The organism is Flavobacterium sp. UW10123, assembly GCF_040538975.1.
Classification (GTDB): Bacteria; Bacteroidota; Bacteroidia; order Flavobacteriales; family Flavobacteriaceae; genus Flavobacterium.
Genome location: NZ_JBEWQE010000003.1, coordinates 215,018 through 240,342 on the forward strand (window position 1 = coordinate 215,018; position 25,325 = coordinate 240,342).

General features: G+C 33.8%; 21 protein-coding genes. 7 read left to right on the forward strand and 14 right to left on the reverse strand.

Annotated elements, in window-relative coordinates; all coding sequences use genetic code 11:
- From ABXT06_RS05290 to ABXT06_RS05305, 4 genes are all read left to right on the forward strand, one after another.
- A complete protein-coding gene (locus ABXT06_RS05290; RefSeq protein WP_354589802.1) occupies window positions 1-4,299 on the forward strand; it encodes an eCIS core domain-containing protein in 4,299 nt (1,432 codons plus the stop codon).
- Window positions 4,300-4,311: 12 nt separating this feature from the next.
- Complete coding sequence (locus tag ABXT06_RS05295) at window positions 4,312-4,938, forward strand: hypothetical protein (protein ID WP_354589803.1); 627 nt, start codon at window positions 4,312-4,314, stop codon at window positions 4,936-4,938.
- Window positions 4,939-5,141: 203 nt separating this feature from the next.
- Entirely contained in the window at window positions 5,142-5,960 is an 819-nt protein-coding gene (locus ABXT06_RS05300) for a peptidoglycan-binding protein (protein ID WP_354589804.1), read from the forward strand.
- 3 nt (window positions 5,961-5,963) lie between these two features.
- The gene (locus ABXT06_RS05305) at window positions 5,964-7,268 is read left to right on the forward strand and encodes an ATP-binding protein (protein WP_354589805.1); all 1,305 of its coding nucleotides are present in this window, start codon (window positions 5,964-5,966) and stop codon (window positions 7,266-7,268) included.
- A gap of 46 nt (window positions 7,269-7,314) precedes the next feature.
- On the opposite strand, the gene ABXT06_RS05310 is transcribed toward ABXT06_RS05305, so the two are convergent.
- Window positions 7,315-7,875 (reverse strand): hypothetical protein, encoded by a 561-nt coding sequence (locus ABXT06_RS05310; protein WP_354589806.1) that lies wholly within the window; start codon window positions 7,873-7,875, stop codon window positions 7,315-7,317.
- Window positions 7,876-8,056: 181 nt separating this feature from the next.
- Between ABXT06_RS05310 and ABXT06_RS05315 the strand changes: the two genes are divergently transcribed.
- Window positions 8,057-8,464: a helix-turn-helix domain-containing protein gene (locus ABXT06_RS05315; protein WP_354589807.1), complete on the forward strand. Its 408-nt coding sequence runs from the start codon at window positions 8,057-8,059 to the stop codon at window positions 8,462-8,464.
- Between the two features lie 321 nt (window positions 8,465-8,785).
- Here the strand turns inward: ABXT06_RS05315 and ABXT06_RS05320 are convergent, their stop codons facing one another.
- From ABXT06_RS05320 to ABXT06_RS05370, 11 genes are all read right to left on the reverse strand, one after another.
- Entirely contained in the window at window positions 8,786-10,096 is a 1,311-nt protein-coding gene (locus tag ABXT06_RS05320; protein ID WP_354589808.1) for a hypothetical protein, read from the reverse strand.
- A gap of 92 nt (window positions 10,097-10,188) precedes the next feature.
- The gene (locus ABXT06_RS05325) at window positions 10,189-10,644 is read right to left on the reverse strand and encodes a hypothetical protein (protein ID WP_354589809.1); all 456 of its coding nucleotides are present in this window, start codon (window positions 10,642-10,644) and stop codon (window positions 10,189-10,191) included.
- A 47-nt stretch (window positions 10,645-10,691) separates the two neighbouring features.
- Entirely contained in the window at window positions 10,692-11,258 is a 567-nt protein-coding gene (locus tag ABXT06_RS05330; RefSeq protein ID WP_354589810.1) for an SH3 domain-containing protein, read from the reverse strand.
- Window positions 11,259-11,483: 225 nt separating this feature from the next.
- Window positions 11,484-12,506 carry an META domain-containing protein gene (locus ABXT06_RS05335; protein WP_354589811.1) on the reverse strand — a complete coding sequence of 341 codons (1,023 nt, stop codon included), beginning with the start codon at window positions 12,504-12,506 and terminating at the stop codon, window positions 11,484-11,486.
- A 314-nt stretch (window positions 12,507-12,820) separates the two neighbouring features.
- A complete protein-coding gene (locus tag ABXT06_RS05340) occupies window positions 12,821-13,456 on the reverse strand; it encodes an MEDS domain-containing protein (RefSeq protein WP_354589812.1) in 636 nt (211 codons plus the stop codon).
- Between the two features lie 26 nt (window positions 13,457-13,482).
- Window positions 13,483-14,181 carry a DUF1826 domain-containing protein gene (locus ABXT06_RS05345; protein ID WP_354589813.1) on the reverse strand — a complete coding sequence of 233 codons (699 nt, stop codon included), beginning with the start codon at window positions 14,179-14,181 and terminating at the stop codon, window positions 13,483-13,485.
- A gap of 2 nt (window positions 14,182-14,183) precedes the next feature.
- On the reverse strand, window positions 14,184-14,798 hold the full coding sequence (locus ABXT06_RS05350; RefSeq protein WP_354589814.1) for a YdeI/OmpD-associated family protein: 615 nt from the start codon (window positions 14,796-14,798) through the stop codon (window positions 14,184-14,186).
- Window positions 14,799-15,035: 237 nt separating this feature from the next.
- A complete protein-coding gene (locus ABXT06_RS05355) occupies window positions 15,036-16,460 on the reverse strand; it encodes an amino acid permease (protein ID WP_354589815.1) in 1,425 nt (474 codons plus the stop codon).
- A 424-nt stretch (window positions 16,461-16,884) separates the two neighbouring features.
- On the reverse strand, window positions 16,885-18,378 hold the full coding sequence (locus ABXT06_RS05360) for a DUF1254 domain-containing protein (protein WP_354589816.1): 1,494 nt from the start codon (window positions 18,376-18,378) through the stop codon (window positions 16,885-16,887).
- Window positions 18,379-18,716: 338 nt separating this feature from the next.
- The gene (locus tag ABXT06_RS05365) at window positions 18,717-19,664 is read right to left on the reverse strand and encodes an aldo/keto reductase (protein WP_354589817.1); all 948 of its coding nucleotides are present in this window, start codon (window positions 19,662-19,664) and stop codon (window positions 18,717-18,719) included.
- Between the two features lie 111 nt (window positions 19,665-19,775).
- Complete coding sequence (locus ABXT06_RS05370; protein WP_354589892.1) at window positions 19,776-20,096, reverse strand: winged helix-turn-helix transcriptional regulator; 321 nt, start codon at window positions 20,094-20,096, stop codon at window positions 19,776-19,778.
- A 131-nt stretch (window positions 20,097-20,227) separates the two neighbouring features.
- Between ABXT06_RS05370 and ABXT06_RS05375 the strand changes: the two genes are divergently transcribed.
- Both ABXT06_RS05375 and ABXT06_RS05380 read left to right on the forward strand, forming a co-directional pair.
- Complete coding sequence (locus ABXT06_RS05375; RefSeq protein WP_354589818.1) at window positions 20,228-20,947, forward strand: hypothetical protein; 720 nt, start codon at window positions 20,228-20,230, stop codon at window positions 20,945-20,947.
- Complete coding sequence (locus tag ABXT06_RS05380; RefSeq protein WP_354589819.1) at window positions 20,934-21,488, forward strand: hypothetical protein; 555 nt, start codon at window positions 20,934-20,936, stop codon at window positions 21,486-21,488. Before ABXT06_RS05375 ends, ABXT06_RS05380 begins: the two co-directional genes overlap by 14 nt.
- 50 nt (window positions 21,489-21,538) lie before the next feature.
- Here ABXT06_RS05380 and ABXT06_RS05385 read toward each other — a convergent pair whose 3' ends face one another.
- Together ABXT06_RS05385 and katG are read right to left on the reverse strand one after the other, a co-directional pair.
- The gene (locus tag ABXT06_RS05385; RefSeq protein ID WP_354589820.1) at window positions 21,539-22,897 is read right to left on the reverse strand and encodes a DUF3108 domain-containing protein; all 1,359 of its coding nucleotides are present in this window, start codon (window positions 22,895-22,897) and stop codon (window positions 21,539-21,541) included.
- A gap of 150 nt (window positions 22,898-23,047) precedes the next feature.
- Entirely contained in the window at window positions 23,048-25,324 is a 2,277-nt protein-coding gene (katG, locus tag ABXT06_RS05390) for a catalase/peroxidase HPI (protein WP_354589821.1), read from the reverse strand.
- Between the last annotated feature and the right edge of the window lies 1 nt (window position 25,325).

Consider the following 25,325-nt stretch of genomic DNA (forward strand, 5'->3'; position numbering starts at 1 on the left):
ATGCCGGCATTAAAGCAAATATCAAAATCAAATTCTCCGCACTCCGCGTCGCATCATGACAAGGGGAAGGAATCTTTTTTTGGTGTTCAGGCAAAATTGAATATAGGAAAATCTAACGATAAATTTGAAGTAGAAGCCGATAGAGTCGCAGACCATGTAGTGGCAAATAAACAAACGCCAAAAACAGACTCTTTCTTTTCGCCATCGCCAGTAGTGCAAAAGAAATTGGCCCGCAATGTTCAAAAACAAGAAGAAAAAAATAAAGAAGTGCAGCAAAAAACTGCTGCTCAAACCATAACACCTGTTGTACAGCTCAAAACAGATTTAATCCAAAGTAAACTTGATTCTAGAGTAACTGAAAAACGAGAAATCAATTCTGCTTTTTCTGGATCAAAAACGTTGATTCAGCATAAACTAGAAGACAAAGCCCAGAAAAAAGAAGAGACAGTTTTTAATAAAAAAGAAGTCAAAAAAACTGAAACGGTTTCAAAAAGCACTCCATCAATCAAACCTTTAATTCAAAATAAAGGTGAAGAAGAAAATGTACAGCAGAAAAAAGAAGAAGAAAAGCAAACCTCAGACGAAGAAAAGCAACTGCAAAAAAGTGCTGCTGGCGATGCCAATCCTAGCGATAACTCTAATATCGAGTCCAAACTAAACAGCAGTAAAGGCGGAGGTTCTCCTTTGTCCGGAAAAGTAAAAACCGAAATGGAATCTGGCATTGGAGCCGATTTCAGCAATGTCCGCATACATAATGACTCTAATGCTGTTCAAATGAATAAGCAATTAGGCGCACAAGCTTTTGCAACTGGAAACAATATTTATTTTAACGAAGGAAAATACAATCCCAATTCGAAAGAAGGCAAACATTTACTTGCCCACGAATTAACGCATACCGTACAGCAGGGAGCGGCAATTAGAAAAAAACCGGAACCCATCTCCCCTGCTCCAGAAATGATTCAGGGTTCATTATTATCCAGTTTGATTCCTGGTTATATCAAAGACAATGTCAGACATATTCCCGGTTATACACTGCTTACAGTTGTAGCAGGTTATGACCCTCTGAATGATGTAAATGTCGATAGAAATGCCATTAATCTTATTGAAGGATTTATGGGACTTGTTCCTTTTGGAACAGCCATATTCGATAAATTGCAAGAATATGGCATCATAGATCGTGTATTTAATTGGGTTAACGGACGTTTGAGCGAGTTGGGCTTAACGCTGGATTCATTGCTTAAATTAGTAAAAGATGCTTGGGATGAATCCACGCTTGGAACTTTTATAGATGTAGTTACTTCAAAATTTAATACCGTTGTTGCTAATGTCCGTTCGTTTGCCTCTTCGCTCGTTGATCAAATTATAACTTGGATTAAAGAAGCGTTAATTGATGTTGCAGAACCATTATTAGCAGAAAACAAAGCGTATTCACTTCTCAAAAAAATAATCAAATACGATCCGCTCCGCAATGTAGCAGTTACTGCAACAACTGTAGAAATATTAGAAGATTTCTTAATACTGATTGACAAGCAGACCGAGCTTGAGCAAATGCGCGAAAAAGGTACGCTGCAAAAAACTGCTGATTGGCTTGACACACAAGTTGGAACTTTCGATTCTTTGTTAAGCGAACTTAGCGGACTTATCACAGCAGCTTGGAATGCTATTCAGCCTTCAAATCTAGCCAATATTGGAGATAATCTTTCTGCACTTGCCAATCAGGCTGGAGATTTTCTACAAAGAGTTTGGGATTTTGCTTCGGGTGTGGCGCTAAAAGTATTAGAGCTTGTTAAAGATTCATTATTAGGATGGCTTTCTGCTCAGGCTGCTACCGTACGAGGGTATTCGCTTGTTAAAGTGATTATCGGAAAAGATCCTTTTACACAGGAAGTCGTACCACGCACAGTTCCAAATATGATAAGAGGTTTTATGAGCCTTATGGATGGCGGAGAAGAACAATATGCACAAATGGTGGAATCTGGTGCAATAGCCAGAATTACGGGCGAAATCGAAGCAGCAATAGAAACGCTCAACATGACGCCACAATCTATAATTCAATTATTTACTGACATTTGGGATTCTATGACTATCGATGACCTCATTCATCCAATAGATGCTTTCATGAGAATCATTGAGAAATTTGGAGAACCTATAGGCCGATTAATTGCTTTTGTGGCAGAAATTGTCCGAATCGTTATTATAGCCATTCTCGAAATCATGAATTTCCCATTTGATCTCATCGGAAATATCATTACTAGAGCCTTAGAAGCTATTGACGATATTAAGAAAGATCCAATTGGTTTCTTGAAAAACATACTGCGAGCGCTTAAACAAGGATTCGTACAGTTCTTTGATAATATCGTTACCCACCTAATCAATGGTGTAACGGGCTGGCTGATGAGCGAGTTGAAAGATGCCAATATTCCAGTACTTACTGATTTCTCTTTACGCGGAGTTATTGCCTGGATATTAGAAGTGCTAAATATCTCAATGGAAAGAATCTGGGAAAAACTAGCTGCGCATCCTCGCATTGGCCCCGCTAGAGTTGCTAGAATCCGCAGTATGATTAATACGCTTGAAGGCATTTGGACATTTATCAAAGATGTTCAAGAACGCGGCATGGCAGCCATTTGGGACAAAATACAAGAACAACTTAGTAATTTATGGAATACCGTTCTCGATGCTGTGAAAAACTTTGTCATGGAACGTATTGTCAATAGAATTACAGCCAGACTTTTAAGCATGTTAGACCCAACGGGAATCATGGCTGTAATAAATGGTGCTATGGCGTTCTTTAATGCGATACAAAGTTTTATAAAATACTTGCGAGAAATGCTCGAAGTTGTCAATTCGTTTGTCAATGGTGTAGCCGATTTAGCTCGAGGAAATGTCGCAACAGCAGCAGATTATCTAGAAAGAACCATGGGGCAAGCAATGCCTGTCGTGATAGGTTTCTTAGCAAATCAAGTTGGTTTAACTGGTATTGGAGCAAGAATTGGCGAAATGCTTATTGCTGTTCGCCAAATGGTCGATGAGGCGTTGACTTGGTTAGTGAATAAAGCTGTTGACACAGGAATGGCACTACTAGACAGAGTTATGGCAATGGGTGCAAGTGTAAGAGATGCTATTTTAGGATGGTTAGGATTGAGAAAACCTTTTAGCACAAGAGATGGTGAAAGTCATAACTTATACTTTCAAACCGGAAGTACAAATGGTGTTTTAATGGTAGCTTCTACTCCTAAAACCATTGAACAATTAGTCATTGACAGAAGAGCAGAAATACAACAAGACAACACGGCGACGCCTGCTAATGCAGCGACAAACCAACCAAAATTGGATGCTTTAAACCGAATTTCGACAAAACGAACTGAAATTCTTGCTTTAGTTACTCAATATAACGGTGCTCTAGACAATGACAGCAGCAGACAGCCAAATGACTTGCAGAGAATGATCGATCAGAAAATGACTGAAATGATTGGTGATTTAATTATTGCAGAAATCAGTGCTGCTGGTTCCAATAATATTCAAACAAGAGTAACTCATACTTTAGATGCCGGCAGACCAAAATCTGTTATTGCAGAGCCTTTAACTGCAATTCCGGGAAATACTGCAGGTTCTACTCCTCAACAAGATCCTGTAGGCTGGGATGAAATCTTAATTGCCAATGGAAATAATGTTACAGCCAGAAATAACAAGTGGGTAAGAGCGCATTTATTAAATCATAATTTACATGGCCCGGGATTATCCTGGAACCTTGTTTGCGGCACCAAGGAAACAAATAACAATATGAAAGACGAAATTGAAACATTTGCAAAAAACGAAGTTAAAGCAAATCCAACTAAGCAGTATTTTTATGAAGCAACTGTTTCTTATTTAGCTGAACAACCTCATAAACCTTATTTGAAAAATTTCCCTTTTCAAATTAATGTACAATACGGAGAGCTAACTGGAAGTCCTGGCAATTTTACAAGAGGAACTCCAACAGGAAGTCCTTTTACTCAAGATATACCATCCCTAACCAATATATCAATAGCATCGTTTAATGAATCCACGGCTACAAGTCTAAAAGAAGCTTCTGATGCTGTTACTTTACCTGGAGGAACTATACCTTTTACCGTATTTGAAAATATTGTTGACGCAAGAAGAGAAATTCCTTCACGATCATTTGGAGATTCAGTAGAGGGTTTGATAACTCATATGGATAATTATTATAAAACAAATGGTAAGAAAGTTGCTTTTGCGGCAACATTTGGACCTCGTTTAAGAATATTAGCTGCTAATTACATTTTTATGCACTATTAAAATCGAAAAATCATGAAGGAACAAATAATAAAAGAATTCATCTCATTTATAGAGAAGCTAAATAAACCACAAATTAGAACAATAAAATCAAATATAAAATATGGAAACTATTCTATTCCTGAAAATTTAGGATGGGAATTTCCGCACACAATTAAAGATTTCTACGCTAGAATAGAAACTATGAATTGCAAATGGCAATTATCAGACGAAAATAATCCAATAAATTATTTAGATAAAGAAATAGATTTTGTTTTTGGAGAAATGAATATTGTTACAATCTCTTTTCTAAATGAAATTTATCATCAAAAATCAATACAAGATTATCTTGATCCAAATAAAATTCTCGATACTAATGACAAAGATAATTTACACAATTATATTCCTTTTGATTACTTGGATGGTGAACTTGCAGTTTGTTACAAAGCGAAAACCGATAGTATAGATTCAGACCATTTATTTTTAATTGATTTTAGTGACACGGGAACAATCACTCCTATTGCTATAGGAATCTATGAATATCTGTCCCTTGGAATTGAAAATTATTTTTTTTACGCTTGGCAAAAGGCAGTCTTTCTAAATGATTTTAAAAAAAGAAAAGTTATAGATTTTTATTGTAATCAGTTGTTTAGAAAAACCTAAATGTTCTAATGAAACTATTCTAAAACAGAGGCTTCAAAAATGCTCGATTAAGAGTGAAATCAGAGTTTACTTTATAAAAATCAAAAGACAAACATGCAAAATATATTCACCTGCCAAAAAAAAACAATTCGCGTTTCAGCTTGATGTTCTATTTCAGACTATAAACACTATAACCAAAATAATAACTTCTAAAAACATTAGTCATGCAAAAAACATTCTACCAAAAAGAGCTGCTTATTAAAGCACCACAACAAAGAAACGGAGCAAATAACAACAAGAAAGACGTTGAAAAAATTCAGTCTTGGCTTAATTTATTTGCTATGCAAAATCCTGGTTCGGGAACGGCAACGGGTATCGATGGCGACTTTGGTCCTGCAACAGAAAAGGCTGTATTGAATTATCAAAAATTCAACGGTTTGCCTCAAAACGGAAATGTAGATCAAGGCTTGTTTGATAAATTGGCGTCACCACTCAAAAAAGCTTTTGAAAGCCCGATATCTGGAAATAACCTGAGAGAATTAATTCTCAATACTGCTAAAAATCATCTTAAAAATCAACCCTTTGAACTTGTCATAAACAACCAAAGCAATACTGGTCCGTGGGTTCGAAGCTATATGGACGGACATGAAGGAACCGAATGGTTTTGGTGTATGGGTTTTGTTCAGGCTATAATCGATCAGGCTGCTTCTATTCAGGCAAAAAACTTTAAAACGTTAATGCCGCTGACTTATAGCTGCGATACTGTTGGAACAACTGGACTTCAGAAAAAAATACTAACTCGTTATCAAACTGCAAGAACCAATTCGGCTTTAATAAAACCCGGAGATATATTTCTTCTTCAAAAAACACCAAACGACTGGATTCATACCGGAATTGTAACTGCTGTTCATGCCGATACCATAGAAACGATCGAAGGCAACACTAATTCTGGCGGTTCTAATAATGGAAACGCTGTGATGGACAAAATCAGAAATTATAAACAGTCTAAACTTGATTTTTTCTCAATCGATTCTTTAGTATAGAAAATGGAAAATGTATTTACATATCTCAAAAACCAATTCGTTTTTCAGCTTGATACTCTTTTTCAGGCCGAAAATCCAACGGAAAAGCCTGTTCTAAATCAGTTAGATGCGAATGGTTTTATTGATGAATTTATTATCGAAAATAATCTCTCAGAAATTGATATTCTTATTTTAGGTTTAGCTCTGGTTCCGCATGTGAAGCCCGATTTTTTGAGTTCGATTATTGCCGAATATTTGCCAAATGGCGGCGAACTGCCTGAGTTTGGTGGAATAAAAACAAAAAATCATCGTGGAATTCTGCCAACGGGCGAAACGGCTCAGTTTTTAGTTGCTGGAAATGATCTCGAAAACCGAATCGCATTTTATGATTTCCTGCACAATCAATCTTTTTTGTATAAAAAGGGAATTGTCAAAGTAGAATCTGTTCCAAATGGCGAGCCTAAACTAAGTGGTCTTTTGGTTTTAGAAGATGAATACATTGAAAAATTCATAACCGGAAAAATCTTGAAACCACAGCTGAGCAGTATTTTCCCTGCGCAATTAATAGAAACGCAATTAGATTGGGACGATTTGGTTTTGAATTCCAACACTTTATATCAGATAAAAGAAATAGAAACTTGGCTTAAATTCAACGACATTCTCCTTCACGAATGGAATATGAAAGCCAAAATAAAACCCGGTTTTAGAGTCATGTTTTACGGTGCGCCAGGAACGGGAAAAACCCTTACAGCTTCACTTTTAGGAAAATACACTCAAAGAGATGTTTATAGAATTGATTTGTCTATGGTGATTTCCAAATATATTGGCGAAACCGAAAAAAATCTTTCTTCGCTTTTTGACAAAGCAACCGATAAAGATTGGATTTTGTTTTTTGACGAAGCCGATGCCGTTTTCGGAAAAAGAACCAATGTTAGAGACGCACATGATAAATACGCCAATCAGGAAGTTTCGTATTTATTGCAACGTATAGAAAATCATCCTGGATTGGTTATTTTGGCTTCCAATTTTAAAACCAATATCGACACAGCTTTTACTCGAAGATTTCAATCTATAATTGAGTTTGAAGTGCCTTCTTATAGCGAACGTTTGAAATTGTGGCAAAATAATCTGCCACAAGGAATTAAAATTGCCGAAGATGTAAATCTTCAAGAACTTTCAAAAAAATATGATATTACAGGCGCTAACATTGTCAACATTATCCAATATGCTTGTTTGAAAACTTTAGAAGACCAAAACAAAAGCATCAACCTGAATCATCTGCTTCAAGGAATTAAAAAAGAATACGCAAAAGAAGGTAAAATGATGTAATAGAAGTTTCTGTAATATCGTATTGTAAAATTTAGAAAAAGGATATTTATTCTGTTGCAGAAACCATTTTATGAAGTTTCTTAATTTTCTCTACTCCCCTTTCTCTTATTAGTTCTACAGCATCAAACATTTTGATTATATGAATATAAGGCGTCATCAAATCGGGATCTGAATCTCCCGCGTGAGGAGACAACGAAAACTCTAGAGTTTGATATAAAAATGATTCAAATTCTTCTAGCGTTTTTTCAGCAAATGCTTTTTGAAATACCGTAAAAGGATTCTCGTATTCTTCTTTTGTTAGAGAAGAAAGATGGAAAACCGTTTCAGATCGCAGAGATTCTTTTATGATCCATTTTTTGCTTTTCTCTTTCAGACAGTAACACACTTTGAGGAAAGATTTGATAATAGTATACAAAATAAAAACATCCGAAGGATTGTCCTGTTTGTAGACTTTTGTTTTATAGCTGTACAGTACCGCTTCGCTTAAAAACTGTTTGTAATAATCGAGATGTGCAAAAGTAAAAAAGGCATCGATTGCCTTAAACGGATTTCCCGCTGCATATCCTGCCCAAAAGCTTGTCTCGAAAGTTGTTTTATTCTTTTTCATGGCTTATAGATTTAAAATTCTAAAACGAAATTCTCTTCTTTCTAAAGGATAATCTATTCAAAATATAGATATAATATTCTTACAAAATAATTCTTCTTTGAAATATTTTTTTATCTTTGAAACTCATGATTTTTAGCCCAAATGGCTTTATCTTTGAATCTTCAGAAAACCAATATTCATTATGGAACAGAAAATACATCAGGGAAGAAACGTAAAACGTTTTAGAGAAATGCTTAACATAAAGCAGGAAGCTTTGGCTTATGATCTGGGCGAAGACTGGAACCAAAAGAAAATTTCTATGCTGGAGCAAAAAGATGTAATTGAAGAAAACCTGCTAAAACAAATTTCTGCTGTATTGAAAATTCCTGTTGAAGCTTTTCAGAATTTTGATGAGGAACAAGCTATTAATATTATTTCTAATACTTTTCATGAAGGGTCAGTTGCTAACAATTCTGGATATATCAATTGTACTATTAATCCAATTGACAAATTGATTCAACTTCATGATGAAAAGATTGCTTTGTATGAGCGTATGTTGAAGGAAAAAGATGAAATGATGGTTAGGCTTGAGAAATTGATTGGGAAGTAATTTATTTATAAAAAGATTAAAAAAAAGAGACTAAAGTCTCTTTTTTGTTTTGGAAAATTATTTCATTTTTATAAGAGATAATTTTACTTTTAAAAACTTTGACAAATTTAACACCACCAAATATTCAGAATTATTATTACTAAAATTTCTATAATTTTACCCCCATAGTAAATTGATTTTAATAAGTCTCTGTGTTCTTTCTGTAATTTTTTTTTGTTTTTCATGTCGTACCATTTTAAATTGCTGATACAAAGATTGTAATTAGATAAAAAACAGTATGTTTAAAAATATTTGATTTTGTATTAATTTGTTCGAACATTTTCAAACTTTTACCTCCCCCTCTTTTTTGTAAGCGTTAGCTTCTGATGCAAATTTTTCGTAATCAACAATTAAAGAATTCTTTATATCCAAATAATCGTAGTTCATTCTCGTATCTACAGTATTGATCTTGATTTTATATTCTTTACAGAAAGATATATAGTTAGAAGTGGAGCAATTAATAAGATTATTTTTCTTTAAAGCATAAAACAAAAAACTAAAATTAGACTGTTGACCTTTTGATTCAGTTTTATAAACAGCATAAAACTTTCTAAAAATCATCTCACCTTCAAGTGTTTTAAATATTGAATCATTTTGTTCAAAATTAAACACAGAATCACTTCTAGAAGGTACTTTTGAGATACTACCTAATCTCAGTAAAAGATCTAATTTATTTAGATCTATTGCATCATTCAATTGCTTATGAACTAAATCAAAGTCTTTTTTTAGTGGAGTTCTATCTATTTTTAGAAAAAATGAATTATCTAAAACACTAAGAATATCATTAAACATCAAAATACAATAATGTTGAATTTCTAATGCAATTTTATAATGCCCTGTGTTGATATTATGATTTATATTTTGCGAATAATTGCCTATTACCTGCAATGCTTGTAATAATTCAGACTTTAAAATATTGAATTTATTAATATATCCTATTTCACTTCCATCATACTGATCAACTATCATAAATAATCTTACAGTTTTCTCCATTAATCTTGCTAATAATACATTGTAAATTGATAATAATTCTAATCTTGCTTGAAAACTATCGTTAGCTTTTAATAATTCATCACGTTGCTTCTTCCAGTCTCTTGTTCTTTTATCATAATAAAATTCATTTTCTGTCCCATCTTCTTTTCTTCTGTTACAAATGCTTTTAAAATAAAATGAATAAATCCCTTTCTTAAACTTGTCTATTCCGCTTCTTTTAATGGTATAAAAGCCATTACGATTTTTGACTTTATACCATCCTTTAAATTCCATTTTCAATTCTATATAATCTTTATATATATTGAATTTTCTTTGTTCTCCATATATCATCTCATCTAATTTAATTGCTGATAAAGCTTTCATCTCAGATTTTTGAAAATCTTTTTCTTCTATATGAAAACCTTCTGATGAATATGACGCTAAAGGAACGCTTCTTTGAATCATTCCATTATCGTCATACTCAAAATCTTCAATTTTTACATATTTAATATCACTAAGTTCATACTTATATAGCAGGAAATTATTCTGATAAACAGCTTCAATATTTTCTTCATCAGATTTAATATATGCAAACTTCATTACAATCTTTTCATCATTCATTTTTAGAGATAGTTAATTTACAATTTTCTATAAATTCAAAATTATTATTGTTCAGAGAAAGCTAATTACATTATAGCTAATGTTTTAGTAGATTATTTAAGATTAAGGTCTTTATACAAAATATCGATCACGTTTTTAATTTCAACCGCCATAGATATATAAGGATTTATATTTTCAAAATCTTGGGTCTGAGAAATACAGTAGAAATTAATCTTAGTAACCAAATCCATTACAGCTTCTCTACTTTGTTTATTTAGATATATACTGTTACGCACAAGAGCATTATTTAATAATGTAAGAGTTTCAACTGAATCTTTTGCTTCAGAACTCCTTTCTAGAAAGGGATTTTTGTAGATAATCTGTTCCAATTCAAACCTGTAATCAATAAGTATTTTATGAATCTCATTGAAAGCTCGAGTTTTGTTTTGGTATAGAATTTCTATACGTTTTGATCGATTTGAAAGTATATGAGTTACAACACCCACTATTATTCCACTAACAATTGGCGAAAATATAGCCAGCCATTTAAAAATTTCTAAATTGTTCATTAGTTTGGTTTTAACAAATCTAACAATAAAAATCTACCCCTGCTACTCTACAACTTATATACATATTTCGCGTTCACATATCCAAAATTACCGGATTGAATTACCTTCACCTGTAACCACTCTCCATCAATAGCAATAACCATTAAGAGATCATATCTCTTAAGGTTTTCTATTACATCATATTCATTTCCTGGTCCGTCACGCAATTTAAGGGTTTCAACATTTACAGCCAGCATATCTTCAGGACTATAGGTAATTATTGATTTTTTTATCACAGATTCTTTCTTTGTTTTGGATTTAACAGACGTCTCGGAAGTAAAAGAAACTGCTGCAGATTTTGCTGACGGATTTACAGTCCTGCTCTTTGTGGCTTTAGGTGCTGCCGTATATCTAATGGGTGGCGAATATGAAGCGCATACCCCGCAACTTCCACCGTTCGAGCAATGTGCACACCTACTGCAGTTCGAACAGGCACTGCAGTAGGCACTGCCAGTACATCTGCCCTCTTCTTTAGGTTTTGCATCGCAACAACTTGCCACTAGCTTATTGTTCTGTGCACTCGAGGTTAGTGCTGTAAAAAAGAAAAATGTATAAGTAAAAATTATTCTAATCATAATAAATCGTTTTATTTCAGACAAACCTAAAGAAAGCTTTTCAGAAAAATATACGGTTTTCCATAATTAGAGATATTTCTATTACTCTTCAAAGTATTCCTTGTAAGCGCTCTATAAAATATTTTTGACTTTGCATAAATAAAAAAACCAGTGAATCAACTTCACTGGTTTTGTATTTATTTTTATAAATCATCACCTATTTTAAGATGACTTATAAAACTAAATTTATTTTGTAATGCCAAACATCATGACCAATCTATCGTTAAGATAAAAATTAAGCGTTTGGTCTGCTACGTCAAAACGTAGGTCTTTATTGCTTAAATAAAATAGTATTTTTTGCTCTGTTTTATTTCCTTCTTCACCAATACATGCCATCAATGTAGCTGCTACTTTATCAAAAGAAATATGATCACCGTTGGTTTCATAAGTTCCTGCGAAGTTGTTGCAGCCTGTATTTCCGCTTACTTTCTTTTCTGCTACATTAAATTTAATAGAAGCTTTTCCGTAATCTTGTCCAACATTTTCTAGTGCAATTAGTTTCCAATTGTTTTTACCAATAAAAGCCCACAGTTCGCTTTGAGTTGGAATAGAAAATTCCATAACCACTTTGTTCTTAGAGTTTTTAAACTGTACTGTATTGTTTTTCTTTACAATTTTGAACTTTTTGTTGGTTATCGCAGCGCTAAAATCTTGTTCTAATTTCATGCTTTCTTTATCACAAGCCATTAAAGTTCCCATAGGAGAATTGGTCTTAATTTGATTTTTTGAAGAAAGCTTTGTGTATTTTACGTTAAAATTATTACATCCGTTTTTACCGCTAATTGTGCCAGTTTCATCATTAATTGTAATAAATGCTTTTCCGCTGTTTATCTTTTTTCCGTTTAACTGCGTTAAAATCATTTTGGTATCATAAATTCCTTTTTCCTTATTTACAGGAGTTTTAGAAATTATGCTTTTCAGTTTATACTGGTATGCAGAAGCATCAGCTGGAATAGGTTCTGGTCTTTTTGTTTTCGTTACCAGTAGCTCATATCGATTTCCTTTTTCAAAATTAAAACCTTCAATATGATCATAAAATAATTGCCATTCTTTGTCATTATCATACTTTACCTGCAGACATTCCATAGGGCCAACACCCGTGCATGGCACTTTACTTTCTTTTACAAACATTTTTAAACTTTCCTGACCATATGTAATTGTTGATAATAACACTACTACAAAAACATACATACATTTAAATCTTTTCATTTATTTTAATTTTTTAGAACACCGATTAAGCGCTCTGATTATTCAATGATTTTTTTGCAGGCAGGAATTGTGCCACTTTAAAATTAAGAATGCTTTTAACTTTTTTTTATCAGCGCCGAATTCCGTTTTTTCTTTAACAATTAAACTATTACAATACTGAAAATCAGTTTATTTATATAAATATAACAAAAATAATTATTATTGTTATATTTAAGAATATTTTTGTAGTATTATTAAGCTTCTTGAACTAAACTGCCATTTAGATATTTGGCACTGTCATTACACTTTTCGAGAAGTTAGAATAAAATAATCGCTTAAGATTTAAGCGCACCAGATCGCGAAGAAAGACTAGAAAGCAGTTCTAAAGGTTCAACATAATGCGGATTTTTGCTGATTTTTCCGTCCTTAATCACGTAAGGATGTGTAAGCAATATATCTGTAAGTGTATTTTGGCTAAAACTGCTAATATCGTACATACAAATTAATGAAACTGAGTGCTGTGGGGTAAGCAGATTTAGTTTAGCTTCATACTCTAAAAGCTCATCAGTTCCTGGCAGGTTCTTGAGAGCCCAAACCATATCTCCACACGCTCTTACACTATCATAACCCGCTCTTGAAGCTGATATTAAAGTTTGTTCGAGTGTCGCATACATTTTATCTGCAGCAAATTTACCGCCATTGATATAAGTGTTTTCTGAAGCTAGTACTTCCAATTGGCCACTTGATAGTTTTTCAGTGATAGAAATTCCATTATCAGCCAGACAACGACAATGTTCACCATGACGGTTTCCTTCTAGAATGTTTATGACTTTATCATTGGCTTCCAAACCCTCCAAAATATAGGGAATGATTACTTCATATTGCTGTTCTCTCGAATCGAAAAAACCGCAAATGTGCATTGGAGCCGACAATGATTCTCCGCATACCGTAAAAGATGTCTGTTTGTTCATAGCTCAAATATACGCAAATAGTTTCATCAACAAATCAGCAACAACCGATATTCCCCGTCATTTTCTACAGGCGCTCTATGAACACAAGGCAATACGTCTTGTTTTGGATGATCCACTGCCAATCGCCAAAGATGTCCCGAACCTAAATTAATTGGCTTTGCATTTTCATGCAGCTGATAATGCAAATCAAAATAATTCTCTTTCAAAAAATCTTCAAACTCCTCTTCTGCTCCATCATGAAGCTCTTTCAGTTTTGCTCGAATTTCTGGAATTAGAATCTTTTGTTCTGCTTGCGAATTGGCAACAATATCACTTGCCGCTCCGTGATAGGTACATAAAAAAGTATCGGTTGCAATAGGCGAACGATCTACATGAAACGAATACACATCTGTAGAGATGAAATCAAATTCATCATCGCGTTCGTAGCATTTCAGCAAATTTAGAGATGGCGAAGTTCCAAAATCGGTTAATAATTCTAAATCGTTTAAAATTATTTCTCTGGCTATATTTCCTTTTTCTGAGAGTTCGAGTGCTTTTAAATCTTCAGTAGAAACTTCTGTTATATTTTCTTTTAAAGATAACTTGGCAACGATCTCATTAAAATCGCCTTCTAAATTTCTGTACCAGCAAAGCGCATTCATTTCTCCTTTGAATTTGGTATACACAAGTTCAGAGAAAGTAGCCACTACTCCAATTTGGCTGTTATCAGAAAATATATTGCTCATGATTATTTCTTGGATTGCCAAAATCTATCTTTCCCTTCTGCAATCCATTCTAGAGATTGTACAATTCTTTTATTTCTAGTTTCATCTGTCTTTGCATCTGCAATCCAAATAATATAATTTTTCCGGAATGACGGCGATTTACTTTCAAAAATTTCGATTGCCTTACTATCTTTTTTTAATGCATCTATAAATTCTTGAGGCGCCACGACTTCTGCTGCCACTTTTTCTTTTATTGGTTTGGGTTTAGCGGTTCCATTTTCATTTAAGACCATTGCCTCTTTAATATATGCAGTCAATTTCTCTTTGCTTGGCAACTCAGATAAATCCTTAATCTTGTCCAAATAGCCAAATTTTTTACCCGCTTTTACACTTGCTTGAATCTCCTCGTCCTTCATTAATTCAGCTTTGTATAAACTAAACGAACAATGTTGTTTAAAGCCTCCCATCATAACTAAATGATCACCTTTATAAGAATAATGTGGTGTTCCCCATTTAATGTTTTCTTCTACTTCGGGACAAGTGCTAAAAATCACTTCTCGTAAATGGTTTAAAATAGGTTTTGCAAAGTCAGCCATTTTTGCAATGTAAGCGGTAACGTCTTCGTTATAATTTTCCATTTATTGAACTGTTTAATTTGTGATAAAACTTTAAACTAATTTAATTTACATTAATACAAAATGGTTTCTTATTATGTTTTCGAACTTATGACAAATCTACTCAAATAAGCAAATATTTTTTTTACTTAAATATACATTACTTCTTAATCAATCCTTGATTTTGCCTTTCGTGCAACAAGCATAAATTGCATAAAAAATAAGATCCCATTTCATTAGAAATGGGATCTTAAAAGTGAATTATTTTTTTACTTTAAAAACCTTGTAAAACACAAAAAGAATCCCCAGCCAAATAGGAATTAATTCTACAGACAACTTCATATCGGTCATCCACATAATGAATAAAATACCCAATAAAAACACAAAACAGATATAATTGCTTACGGGATAAAATATAGAAGCAAACTTGGTTTTTATGTTTTCGTTGTCTTTTGTTCGTCTAAATTGCAGATGCGTATACGAAATCATAACCCAGTTAATCACTAAACAAGACACTACTAAAGACATTAAAATACTAAAAGCTTCTTCTGGAATTACTTTATTGATTAAAATACAGATCGCTGCAAAACATGACGAAATTAAAATCGCATTCACTGGCACCGATTGTTTGTTTAGTTTCTTTAAAAACTTAGGTGCACTACCTTGATCTGCTAAACCAAATAACATTCGTGAGTTGCTGTAAACACTACTATTGTATACAGACAACGCCGCAGTTAATACAATCAAATTAAGTACGTTAGCAATAAGTCGTGTAAAGTATATTTTGTTGCCAAACAATTCAAATTCCATTCCGTTTAGGTTCTGAAAAACCATTACAAACGGACTGCTGTCTGTAGTAATTTGTCTCCAAGGTGACAAGGCAAATAAAATAACCAATGCGCCAACATAAAATATTAGGATTCTATAAATAACCTGATTGGTTGCTTTTGGGATGTTTTTTTCTGGATTTTCAGCCTCTGCAGCAGTAATTCCTATTAGTTCTAGACCTCCAAAAGAAAACATAATTAATGCCATTGCAGACAATAAACCTTGAAAGCTTCCATTTGCAGTTTTTTCGAAGAAACCTTTCGGAAAAAAGCCTCCATCATTATATAAATTATGAATTGTAGCATGTTCTCCTCCTGTTCCGCTTATAAGTAAATAAGTACCGAAAAGGATCATGGCAATAATGGCAACAACTTTTATGATAGAAAACCAGAATTCTGTTTCTCCGTAAACTTTTACCGAAGCAAAATTCAAAGCATTAATAACCAGAAAGAAAAACAAACTGGATGTCCAGAGCGGAATTTCTGGCCACCAAAACTGCACATAAACACCAATGGCAGTAAGCTCAGCCATGCTAACAAGAATATATAAAATCCAATAATTCCAACCTGATGCAAAACCTGCAAAAGAACCGCAATACTTGTAGGCAAAGTAGCTGAAACTTCCTGAAACAGGCTCTTCAACCACCATTTCTCCAAGCTGTCTCATAATAAAAAAAGCGATAATTCCGGCAATGGCATATCCTAAAATAACAGATGGTCCTGCTAGTACAGCCGCTGGACCAATGCCGAGGAAAAGTCCCGTTCCTATTGATCCGCCTAAGGCAATTAACTGAATGTGACGATTAGTCAATCCGCGTTTAAGCTGATTGTCTTGTAGTTCTTCATGTTTTTCTTTCACAAATTAGATTTTAAAGTTTTGGAAATTTATAAAGGCGAAGATAAGTTAAAACAAGGAATCGCACAAAAAATACACTATGCTAAAAACCTTAAATAGGTAATCCTTTTTTTGGAAAGCTTTCTAAGAATTTGCTAATATTTCATTAAATCACACATAAAAAACAGATAGACTTAAACTTATTCAAAAATGCTTTTAAACTGATATAAGATTCTTTCAATATATAATTTTCTTTATAGATATTAAAAATCATGCAAGACCAGACTTTATGAAAAATTATAACATGATTTACGGTTTGCTCTATTAATAGGTTTTAGTTTTAAAATAATTGTAAACTTTTTTAGTAAGGAGCATTAAACAGAAAGCCTACTTCTAATGAAATAGGCTTTTTTGTAATCTCTTCACAATCAAATTAGGTTTGTACTACCTACTTCACTTTCACTACTGCAGGCGGATTCCAGCTATCATTTAAAACTGCTTCTTCTGGCCAATAACATCTAACATATAAAGAAAAAATCTCTTTTGGCGCCGGAAGCCAATTGCTAATTTTATCCTCAGAAGGTCGTGCATTTTGTACATAAATAGTCAATGATCCGTCAGCATTCTTTTTAAGGTTTTTGTTTTTTGTTCCTAAAGAGTAACGTTTCAAATCATTTGGTGCAAAGAAATGTTCTGCATTATATAAAGTCAGTGACCAAAATCCTTTTACAGGAGGAAGCTGTCCGCTTGGGAATGTTACTGTATATTTGTTGGCACCATTTAATCTTGTTCCGCCTTCATCACGATCCTGATAGAAATATCTAGTTTCATTTGGTTTGTTTACAAAAATATTAGATTTGCCACAGGCAAGTCGTGTTAAGTAATCGTACCCAAATTGGGCTCCGTTACGTTGCGTAGTCCAATTGTATTTTATTGGATATCCGACATTTTGGAATTGAAATAAAGGTGTAACCAGATTTTTATCTGCGTCTATAGCTGCATTTTTAGCTATTTCTTTTAGTTTCGGATTTTTAGCCAGTTCATTTAAAAGTGCATGTGCTTGAGCATAAAAAGCTTCTTCTCCTGGCATTGGCGGAACTTCTTTTAAAATATCGGCCAACTGATCAAAAAATATTTCTGGTTTTACCCATTTCGTCTCTCCTTTATCTCCGTTTGGATCTGGTGGTGTTGATTTTGTTTTTGTCCAATCGGTAACTTTCATTTTTCCATCAAAATCTGCCAAAGGATAAAATCCAATCTGATTAATTAATGGCTGAATAGCTTTTTTATCGACAGGATCGTCTGTCTGAAATACACGAGGAATTACAATTCCAAGGTTTGTTGAAGATTTATAAACTGCTGTAATTCCATCAGGTACTTTACCATTCCAATCTTTATGAGCCAAAAGATAAAAACCAGGTTTTGTGCCATACATTTTACCAAAACTAGCAAATCCGTCTGTACGCTGATCACAAACCTGATAAACCCAAAAACGATCGCCAAAATCTGGAACCTGAACCACAACTGGGCTTTTTATAAGATCTAAAGCACATAATCCGTAAACCACATCCTGATTTGGACATGCAACGGCTCTTTCTTCTGGTTCTACATAATCATATAACATACACAAATGGTTTGGCGGTGCCAGAGGAAGTACTCCACCTCCATATACAGCGCCTGGCAGTGTTCTAAATAATTCAAGACGATTGTGAATATTGGCCATTGGCCACCCCCAGCTATAGATAGAAGTTGCTAGATTTTTCACATAAGCTTCCGTCAATAAAGTATTAGGAACTGGTGAAGCTGGCCACTTCTTCACTGCAGAACTATCTGTAGAAATTACAGCTGAATCAGTTGATTTTGAATTTTCTGTGTTTTCTTGTTTTTTACAAGCCATTAATAAAAACATTAGAGAAAAAAATGCTATAAAAAAATTTTTCATGGTTTTAGAATTTTAATTATTACACTGTTTTACGAAATTATAACCCAAAAAGAAGAAGCAAATTACAACTAATAGAGAAACCAAATTTTCTAATCATGTTCCAAGTTATAATTTGCAACACGATTAAAGATTTTCATAAAGACTGCTTTCTTATCATTTTTTTGTTCTAAGTATTTAAGCAACAGTTAAGTTTTGTACTCTTTCTTGCCTTTAAAGTTTTTTATACCACTTTAACTAGTGAGTAAGCATCATAAAAAAAGCCCATTTCTAACGAAATGAGCTTTCTATCTTACTACTTTACGCTTTATAAGCCTAAAAATGCTTGTATTGTGTCTGATTTAACTCCATTCTGGAAACTGAGTTTTATTTAAATCCAATTTTTCAATCGCTTTCATATCAGCATCATCAAGCTTGAAATCAAATACATTAAGGTTTTCTAGAATATGTGCTTTTTGAGAAGATCTCGGAATAGCAACAATACCACGTTGGTAATGCCATCTTAAACTCACTTGTGCAGTAGTTTTTCCGTGCTTTTTGGCAATCTGAGTTAATGTTTCATTTGTAAAAAGACCGTTACGGCCTTCTGCAAAAGGCGCCCATGCCTGCATTTGTACATTATGCTGTTTTAGCACTTTATAGTCATTTGTCTGCTGAAAATAAGCATGAGTTTCAATCTGATTTATAGCTGGTTTTACCTCGGCATAAGATAAAAGATCTTCCAATTGCGTAGGATCGAAATTGCTAATTCCTATAGCTTTTATTTTTCCAGCTTTGTAAAGCTCTTCCATTGCCTTCCAAGATCCTTTTACATCGCCTCTTGGACGGTGAATAAGATATAAATCAAGATATTCGACTTGCAGTTTTCTTAGCGTTTCTTCAAAACCTTTTTTTGCATTTTCGTAACCAGCATCATCAACCCATAATTTCGAAGTAACAAAAAGCTGCTTTCTGTCAATTCCGCTTTGCTTTATGGCTTTGCCTACTTCTACTTCATTTCCATATACTTTTGCTGTATCAATAAGACGATAACCTGATGATATGGCTTCGACTACAGATTTTTGGCAAACCTCGCCACTAAGTCCGTAAGTTCCAAATCCAAGCATAGGCATTTTTAATCCATTATTCAATTTAATATATGGAATACCTTTAGCATCTTTATCCATCAAGACATTTCCGAATACTTTAGGCATACCTAAAATACCTAAGTAAATTCCAGCTGTCGCTAATGTACTATTTTGTAAAAACTTGCGTCGGCTTATTTCGTTTTTTGGGTTTTGAGAACTCATGTTTTTTGGTCTATTAGTCAGTTAGTAATCAGCTAATAAAAGTATATATTATTTTTAAATAAAATACCTAATTTTCTAATACCAAATAATTCTTTAGAAGAAATTAAAAAGCTAATCCATAGCCATTTGTTTTTCACCCCAAATTCGCATCTGGTCAATAAATGGAATTAATTCTTTTCCCGTTTCCGAAAGGCGATATTCTACACGAGGTGGAACTTCTTTATAAACCTTTCTTCTAATTAATTTATCTTCTTCTAATTCTCTAAGAGTTTGTGTAAGCATTTTGGGTGTTATTCCTTCTACAATTCTTTTTAATTCCCCATATCTCATAATGCCATCTTTTAAATACCATAAGATTCTTCCTTTGTATTTGCCACCAATTCTTTGAAAAGCATAATCAACAGGACAATAAGCCAATTTATTTTTTTTCATCATTTTATAAATTTTAATAAACTGATAATCAGCATTACTATGTTTTTAGTATCTAGGATACAAATTTGTACCTACTTGCCATAAAGATATCGTTTAATTTACTTTGTATAAACATTTTAAATAGAAATAATATGACTTATAATACACCAGAAAATTCAGAAGAAATTAAAGTTTTAGAAGTTCGTAATTATTTATTAAAACCAAATTTGGCCGACACATTCAGTGATTTTTTTCATTCGAAATTTGTTGAACCTATGCACGAACTTGGCGGTCACACTTTGGGAGAATTTAAAATTGAGAACTCAAATGATCGATTCGTTTGGCTTCGTGGCTTTAAAAATATGGAAACCAGAGTAAAATTTCTAAACGACTTTTATTGCGAAAGCATTGTATGGAAAGAAAACGGCAAAGCTGCTAACGAAATGATGATAAACTCCGATAATGTTTATCTCTTAAAACCATTACATAAAAGCTCAAAGCTTAAAACTAATAAAGGCATTACAGTTATTGATTTCTGCATCTGCAATAGCACAATAGAACAAACAATAAAACTATTTGACGTTGAATATATTCCTTTTCTGAAAACTATAGATGTTACTGATATTTCGTTTTGGGTAAGCGAAATGAAAGAAAATGATTTTCCAAGACTGCCTGTTTTTCAGGATAAAAATCTTTTGGTTTCCATAACTCATTATGAAAACCAAAATGAATATGAAACGAAACAAAAAGCAATTGACAGTATGCCATCTTCATTAAATTTTTCAATGCAGCAATTGGTAACAATCCATCATAAATTATTACTTTTAAATCAACAAACTAATAATCAAAGAACTAAAAATGATGCAAACTGAAAATTTAGAAATCCCAAAAATAAATTTTGATGCAAATGGAGAATTAATAATTACAGCTTCTCCAACTTCGTCTAAAGATGATTTTGATTTTTTTCAAGGAAAATGGAAACTTCGCAATAAAAAACTCAATTCAAGATTGTCCAATTGTAAAGAATGGACAGAATTTGAATCGACACAAGAAATGTATAAGGTTCTAAATGGAATCGGCAATATCGATAATTTTCTTGCCACTTTTGATGGACAGCCATTTGAAGGAATGACCGTAAGATTGTTTAATCCGAAAAGTAAATTATGGAGTATTTATTGGGCCGATTCTAATGAAGGAAAATTGGATCCGCCAGTGTTAGGTTCTTTTGAAAACAATGTAGGCCATTTTATAACTAAAGATGTTTTTAACGGAAAAGATATTGTTGTTATTTTTCGTTGGGATGCTAGAGATAAAAATAATCCTGTTTGGAGCCAAGCATTTTCTGAAGATAACGGAAGTTCTTGGGAATGGAATTGGTACATGTATATGTCCAGATTTGAGCAGGAAAATTAATAAAAAACAAAAGCCGTATCTAACTCTCTGCTGATACGGCTCTCTTTTTTTTATATTTCTTTTAAGTTTATCTCTTTCTTTTCCCCATCCTTATCAATCGTTACGCGCTTCTCAATGTTAGCTTTATCATTATAAGACTGTCTTGCTGTACCATAATTGGTTGTAGAACCTTGATAACCAAAATAATTATAATAATTAGTGTAACCAGACACATACGAGTAATTATAAGAGTTTGTAAAATCAAAACTAACCATAACGATGTAAGTTCCCGGCATTAAATCTGCAAACTCAAAATGTCCTTGATCATCATACACTTTGGCTTTTTTAATTGAGTAACCAAAATCGCTATCCAAAGGGACTTCTGGCATTTTCTTCTGCTTACGGATTTTCTTGTTGACTTCTATCCACTCCTCATAATAAGCTGAACTGGGAAAAATAGTAATCTCAGTTCCTTTTGGCGCAAATTGTTTCTTGGCAGTATTAACTAAACCTCCCAATCTCTTACCAGAATCTGATCTTGCATAAGCTGTACCAATTATAACACTATTACCACTGGAAATCTGTCTGGCAACTTCTTCTTTATTAAATTTATTTTTAATAGGCTGATAATCTAATTCCTCATTAACTGTAATCTCCCACATTCCATTTGCCATAGACATTTCTCGCTGCCAAAGGCGACGGTCTTTTTTGTCTATAATATAATTATAATAGGCTTTTGTGCTTTCTTCCAAAACTGAAACAATCCATGTATCATGTTTACCAGTTCTAGGAGAATTGTAAACATAACTTTTTACCTCTTTTATGGTATAATATTCAACAAGCACATTTGACTCATCATTATAATAAAATTGTGGAAAGCGACCTTTGTATCCTACATCTAATGGCAATGTCCCAATTAAATGATCTGTCCAGTTAAAGTCAAAAAATTCTTCCTTTGGTTTAAGTTTCAACTTTTTATCTTTTTTCGTTTTCTTCGAATAAAAATTACCTGTAATCGTTTCGCCAAAATTAAGATTCAGTTTTGCGTTTTTGGTTTCATCAGAATAACTAATCGCTTTAAGCGTTAGAGCATCTGCTGTACTAATACGCGTAGTAGGTTTTCCATTATCTTTTGGAGCAAAAGTATTGTTTAAAGTCAGCTGATTGTTAGCCAAAGAAATATCATAAGTCAATGCTCCCATATTTTTCCATTCCGTACCTTTTACATAATAAACGGTGTAAAGTGTTTTTTCGGGTTTGATATATTTGGTATTGATATCCTTACTGCCAGGCACAATCTCCTTTTGTCCGAATGCAATAAAAGGAAGCAACGCTGCTAAATAGAAAAGCTGTTTTGCTAGATTTAGGCTTTTATTCTTTAAAAATGTTAATTTCATTACTAAAAAACTATCTATATTGTTAACTCTCATTGGTATTTATTTGATTAGTCACAAATTTACTGACGCCAATTAGAGAAAACAATACCTGATTACATGGTAAATTAGTATCATTTTCAGAATGTCTATTCAAAAAAAAAGACGCCTATTTGGCGTCTTTTTTAGTTTATTGATTACTGCTATTTAAGCTTTCAAGTCAAATCTGTCTAAATTCATGACTTTAGTCCAAACAGCAATAAAATCTTGTATAAATTTCTCATGTGCGTCGGCAGATGCGTAAACTTCTGCTATAGCTCTCAATTCTGAGTTTGAACCAAAAACAAGATCGGCACGAGTTCCTATCCATTTAGGCTGTCCTGTACTTCTATCGTTTCCTGTATAAAGTTCTTTATCATTAGAAACTGCTTGCCATTGTGTGTTCATATCCAATAGATTTATGAAAAAATCATTTGTCAAACGACCTGGTCTAGTAGTAAAAACACCATTTTTACTTCCGTCAGCGTTAATATCCAGAACGCGAAGACCTCCTAAAAGAACAGTCAATTCTGGTGCTGTAAGGGTCAATAAATTAGCTTTATCTATTAGAAGTTCTTCTGTTAAAACCGATGATTTTGTTTTTCTGTAATTTCTAAAACCATCTGCTTTTGGCTCAAGATATCCGAATGACTCAACATCTGTCTGTTCTGCAGATGCATCCATACGTCCAGGAGAGAAAGGCACAGAAACTGAAGCTCCTGCATCTTTAGCGGCTTTTTCGACAGCAGCAGTACCTCCAAGAACAATTAAATCTGCCAATGAAACTTTTTTCCCATCGCCTTGTGCAGCATTGAATTCTTTCTGAATGGCTTCTAATTTATCTAAAACTACTTTTAATGCGGTTGGATTGTTTACTTCCCAATCTTTTTGTGGTGCAAGTCTTATACGTCCACCATTTGCACCGCCTCGTTTATCTGATCCCCTAAATGTAGAAGCAGAAGCCCATGCTGTTGAAACTAGTTGAGAAATACTTAAGCCTGAGTTTAATATTTTCTCTTTCAATTGAGCTACATCCTGATCATTAATCAGTGTATGATTTACTTTTGGAATAGGATCTTGCCATAACAATTCTTCCGTAGGCACTTCAGATCCAAGATAAAGAGCACGCGGTCCCATATCACGGTGTGTCAGTTTAAACCATGCGCGAGAGAAAGCATCTGCAAATTCATCAGGATTTTCAAAAAATCGACGTGAGATTTTCTCGTAAGCTGGATCCAGTCTTAATGATAAATCGGTTGTAAGCATTGTTGGCAAGTGCTTTTTATTAGGATCAAAAGCATCAGGAATAATTGCCTCAGCATTTTTTGCTACCCATTGATGTGCCCCTGCAGGACTTTTAGAAAGTTCCCATTCAAAACCAAAAAGATTCTCAAAAAAGTTATTGCTCCATTGTGTAGGCGTTTTTGTCCAAGTCACTTCAAGTCCGCTTGTGATTGCATCCGGACCTTTTCCTGAACCATAACTATTCTGCCATCCTAAACCTTGTAATTCTAATCCAGCAGCTTCTGGCTCTTTGCCTACGTGATCAGATGAAGCAGCTCCATGGGTTTTACCAAAAGTATGCCCGCCAGCAATTAACGCCACCGTTTCTTCGTCATTCATTGCCATACGCCCAAAAGTATCTCTAATATCTTTGGCTGCCGCAATCGGATCTGGATTTCCGTCTGGTCCCTCTGGGTTTACATATATAAGTCCCATTTGCACTGCTGCAAGTGGTTTTTCTAGATTTCTACTATGAATATTTCCATCTGCATCATCATCAGATGACACAACACCATGGTCTTTCGGAACGCCTTCAGAACCGTCTTTATAACGTTCGTCGCCACCAAGCCAAGTCGTTTCAGATCCCCAGTATACAGATTCATCTGCTTCCCATACATCGGCGCGTCCGCCTGCGAAACCAAATGTTTTAAACCCCATTGATTCTAAGGCTACATTTCCTGTTAAGATCATTAAATCGGCCCACGAAATCTTTTGTCCGTATTTTTGTTTAATTGGCCAAAGCAATCTTCGCGCTTTATCAAGGCTCACATTATCAGGCCAGCTGTTAAGGGGTGCAAAACGCTGTTGTCCTGCTCCTGCTCCTCCACGTCCGTCATGCACTCTGTAAGTACCTGCGCTGTGCCAAGCCATACGAATGAAAAGTCCTCCGTAGTGACCAAAATCAGCAGGCCACCAATCTTGTGAATCAGTCATAAGAGCATGTAAATCTTTCTTTACAGCTTCAAGATCTAGACTTTTAAACGCTTCTGCATAATTAAAATCCTTATTCAGCGGATTTGATAATGCTGAATTTTGTCTCAAGATATTTACCTTTAACTGTTTAGGCCACCAGTCACGATTTTTAGTTCCTGAAGCCGCTTGCTTGTCCATGCTCCCATTATGAAAAGGGCATTTGCTGATGTCATTTGATTGATTATCCATA

Bases quoted from the DNA above. Each gene is read 5' to 3' on its own strand.
- ABXT06_RS05290 (WP_354589802.1), top strand. From the start codon at position 1: ATGCCGGCATTAAAGCAAATATCAAAATCAAATTCTCCGCACTCCGCG.
- ABXT06_RS05295 (WP_354589803.1), top strand. From the start codon at position 4,312: ATGAAGGAACAAATAATAAAAGAATTCATCTCATTTATAGAGAAGCTA.
- ABXT06_RS05300 (WP_354589804.1), top strand. From the start codon at position 5,142: ATGCAAAAAACATTCTACCAAAAAGAGCTGCTTATTAAAGCACCACAA.
- ABXT06_RS05305 (WP_354589805.1), top strand. From the start codon at position 5,964: ATGGAAAATGTATTTACATATCTCAAAAACCAATTCGTTTTTCAGCTT.
- ABXT06_RS05310 (WP_354589806.1), bottom strand. From the start codon at position 7,875: ATGAAAAAGAATAAAACAACTTTCGAGACAAGCTTTTGGGCAGGATAT.
- ABXT06_RS05315 (WP_354589807.1), top strand. From the start codon at position 8,057: ATGGAACAGAAAATACATCAGGGAAGAAACGTAAAACGTTTTAGAGAA.
- ABXT06_RS05320 (WP_354589808.1), bottom strand. From the start codon at position 10,096: ATGAATGATGAAAAGATTGTAATGAAGTTTGCATATATTAAATCTGAT.
- ABXT06_RS05325 (WP_354589809.1), bottom strand. From the start codon at position 10,644: ATGAACAATTTAGAAATTTTTAAATGGCTGGCTATATTTTCGCCAATT.
- ABXT06_RS05330 (WP_354589810.1), bottom strand. From the start codon at position 11,258: ATGATTAGAATAATTTTTACTTATACATTTTTCTTTTTTACAGCACTA.
- ABXT06_RS05335 (WP_354589811.1), bottom strand. From the start codon at position 12,506: ATGAAAAGATTTAAATGTATGTATGTTTTTGTAGTAGTGTTATTATCA.
- ABXT06_RS05340 (WP_354589812.1), bottom strand. From the start codon at position 13,456: ATGAACAAACAGACATCTTTTACGGTATGCGGAGAATCATTGTCGGCT.
- ABXT06_RS05345 (WP_354589813.1), bottom strand. From the start codon at position 14,181: ATGAGCAATATATTTTCTGATAACAGCCAAATTGGAGTAGTGGCTACT.
- ABXT06_RS05350 (WP_354589814.1), bottom strand. From the start codon at position 14,798: ATGGAAAATTATAACGAAGACGTTACCGCTTACATTGCAAAAATGGCT.
- ABXT06_RS05360 (WP_354589816.1), bottom strand. From the start codon at position 18,378: ATGAAAAATTTTTTTATAGCATTTTTTTCTCTAATGTTTTTATTAATG.
- ABXT06_RS05365 (WP_354589817.1), bottom strand. From the start codon at position 19,664: ATGAGTTCTCAAAACCCAAAAAACGAAATAAGCCGACGCAAGTTTTTA.
- ABXT06_RS05370 (WP_354589892.1), bottom strand. From the start codon at position 20,096: ATGAAAAAAAATAAATTGGCTTATTGTCCTGTTGATTATGCTTTTCAA.
- ABXT06_RS05375 (WP_354589818.1), top strand. From the start codon at position 20,228: ATGACTTATAATACACCAGAAAATTCAGAAGAAATTAAAGTTTTAGAA.
- ABXT06_RS05380 (WP_354589819.1), top strand. From the start codon at position 20,934: ATGATGCAAACTGAAAATTTAGAAATCCCAAAAATAAATTTTGATGCA.
- ABXT06_RS05385 (WP_354589820.1), bottom strand. From the start codon at position 22,897: ATGAGAGTTAACAATATAGATAGTTTTTTAGTAATGAAATTAACATTT.
- katG (WP_354589821.1), bottom strand. From the start codon at position 25,324: ATGGATAATCAATCAAATGACATCAGCAAATGCCCTTTTCATAATGGG.